General features: G+C 69.9%; 2 protein-coding genes. Both read left to right on the top strand.

What is annotated here, in order from left to right; all coding sequences use genetic code 11:
• The first annotated feature begins 6 nt into the window (after positions 1-6).
• Positions 7-1359, top strand: coding sequence for a M16 family metallopeptidase (locus GBZ26_RS28615; protein ID WP_174441701.1), 1353 nt, complete (start codon positions 7-9; stop codon positions 1357-1359).
• Between the two features lies 1 nt (position 1360).
• The gene (locus GBZ26_RS28610; protein ID WP_174441700.1) at positions 1361-2725 is read left to right on the top strand and encodes a M16 family metallopeptidase; all 1365 of its coding nucleotides are present in this window, start codon (positions 1361-1363) and stop codon (positions 2723-2725) included.
• Positions 2726-2758 lie beyond the last annotated feature (33 nt).

Raw genomic sequence — 2758 nt, 5'->3', positions numbered from 1 at the left:
GGGGTGATGGCCGCGGGCGTCCTGGCCATCGCCCTGGCCGGCGCCATGCCCGCGGCCATCACCCCCGCCTTCGCCGCCGAGAAGGGGGTCTTCTTTCCGGAGACCTTCACCCTGTCCAACGGCATGCAGGTCGTGCTGGTGACCAACCAGCGCGTGCCGGTGGTCACCCACATGGTCTGGTACAAGGTGGGTGCGGCGGACGAGCCGCGCGGCGTATCGGGCATCGCCCATTTCCTGGAACATCTGATGTTCAAGGGGACGGAGGAGGTTCCGCCTGGCGCCTTCTCCCGCATCGTCGCCAAGAACGGCGGGCGCGACAACGCCTTCACCTCCTGGGACTACACGGCCTATTTCCAGAACGTGGCGCGCGACCGGCTGGAGCTGGTGATGAAGATGGAGGCCGACCGCATGTCGAACCTCCGCCTCACCGACCAGGTCGTCTACCCGGAGCGTGACGTCATCATCGAGGAGCGCCGCCAGCGCATCGAGAACGAGCCCGCGGACCGCATCGGCGAGCAGATCAACGCCACCCTCTACGTCCACCACCCCTACGGCACGCCGATCATCGGCTGGCCGCAGGAGATGGCCACCCTCACGCGGGAGGAGGCGGAGACCTTCTACAAAAGCTGGTACACGCCCAACAACGCCGTGCTGGTGGTATCCGGCGACGTGACGGCGGAGGAGCTGAAGCCGCTCGCCGAGAAATACTACGGCAGCATTCCCGCCCGCCCGGTGCCGGAGCGCGCCCGCGTGCAGGAGCCGCCGATCAGCGCCGCCCGCCGGGTCATCCTGCGCGACGACGAGGTGCGCCAGCCCTCGATCCGGCGCAACTGGCTCGCCCCCTCCTACCGCACCGACAAGGAGGGCTACGCCTACCCGCTCCAGGTGCTGTCGGAGATCATGAGCGGCGGCCCGACCTCCCGCCTCTACCGCAGCCTCGTCGTCGAGCAGCGCATCGCCACCTCGGCCTGGCTGGGCTACAGCCCGTCGGCCTGGGACATGACCTCGCTGGCCGCGGGCGCCTCGCCGGCCCCCGGCGTGACCATGGAGAAGCTGGAAGCGGCGCTGGAAGCCGACATCCGGACGCTCGTTGAGAAGGGCGTGACGGAGGAGGAGGTGGCCACCGCCAAGAAGCGCATGCTGGCCGAGGCCGCCTACGCCCGCGACAGCCTGACCGGTCCGGCCCAGACGCTGGGCGCCGCCATCGCCACCGGCCAGAGCATCGACGACGTGGAGAACTGGCCGGTGCGCATCGACGCGGTGACAGCCGATCAGGTCAACGCCGCCGCCCGCGCCGTTCTGGGCCAGACCAACCACGTCACCGGCCTTCTGCTGCCGCTCCAGGACAAGGGAAGCTGAGATGATCGTCCTATCCAAGCGCCTCATGTCCAAGCGCGTCTTCGGCGCCTGCCTTTTCCTTCTCGCCTTCGCCATCACCACTCCGGCAACCGCCATCGAGATCAAGCGGGTGGTCAGCCCCGGCGGGATCGAGGCGTGGCTGGTCGAGGACCACAAGGTTCCCATCATCGCCCTGGAATGGGCCTTCGAGGGGGCCGGCGCCTCCGACCCCAAGGGCAAGGAGGGCCTCGCCAACCTCGCCGCGCGCACGCTGGACGAGGGCGCCGGCCCCTACGACAGCCAGGCCTTCGCCGCGCGGCTTCAGGACAACGCCATCGCGCTGGGCTACGACGCCGGGCGCGACGGCTTCGGCGGCAGCCTGCGCACCCTGAGCGACCGCCGCGACGAGGCGTTCGAGCTGACCCGCCTGTCGCTGACCGAGCCGCGCTTCGACGCGGAGGCGGTGGAGCGCATGCGCGCCGCCGTGCTGTCCAGCCTGCGCCGCGATCAGGCCGATCCCAACTACGTCGGGCGGCGGCTGTTCTACTCCACCGCCTTCCCCGGCCATCCCTACGGCGACGAGATCCGCGGCTCGCTGGAGTCGCTGCCGACGATCACCCCGGACGATCTCCGCGGCTTCGTGAAGGCCGGCTTCGGGCGCGACCGGCTGGTCGTCGCCGCAGCCGGCGACATCAGCCCGGAGGATCTGGGCCGCGCGCTCGACCATGTGTTCGGCGGCCTGCCGGCAACCTCCGCGAACGCCGCCATCCCCGACGTCGAGCCGAAGGGGCTGGGCGAGACGCTGGTCGCCACCCGGCCGACCGCGCAGACCGTCATGCTGATGGGCCAGACCGGGCTCAAGCGCGCCGACCCCGACTGGTACGCGGCGACCGTGATGAACTACGTCCTGGGCGGCGGCGGCTTCGGCTCTCGCCTGATGGAGGAGGTGCGGGAGAAGCGCGGCCTCAGCTACGGCGTCTACAGCTACCTGATCCCGATGGAGCATTCCGCGCTGGTGATGGCCGGCGGCAACACGGTGAACGCCAAGGCCGGTCAGGCGCTGGACATCATGCGCCAGGAATGGAAGCGCATGGCCGACGAGGGCGTGACGGAGGAGGAACTGGCCGACGCCAAGACCTACCTCACCGGCAGCTTCCCGCTCCAGCTCAGCAGCACACAGGCGATCGCGGGCATCCTGCTCCAGGTCAAGCGCGACGAGTTGGGCATCGACTATCTCGACCGCCGCGACGCCTTCATCAACGGCGTCACCCAGGCCGACGTGCAGCGCGTCGCCAAACGGCTGCTCGACCCCAACCGGCTGCTGACCGTGCTGGTCGGCCGTCCGGAAGGCGTGACCGCGACGCGGACGATCGACGGGGGAAGCTGAGGACCGTTGGTAGCGGCGAGCCCCCACCCAACC

Origin of the sequence: Azospirillum formosense, from assembly GCF_013340925.1 — a bacterium.
Classification (GTDB): domain Bacteria; phylum Pseudomonadota; class Alphaproteobacteria; order Azospirillales; family Azospirillaceae; genus Azospirillum; species Azospirillum formosense.
The sequence above is the reverse complement of the archived record's forward strand: the minus strand, read 5'-3'. Positions and strand labels throughout refer to the sequence as shown.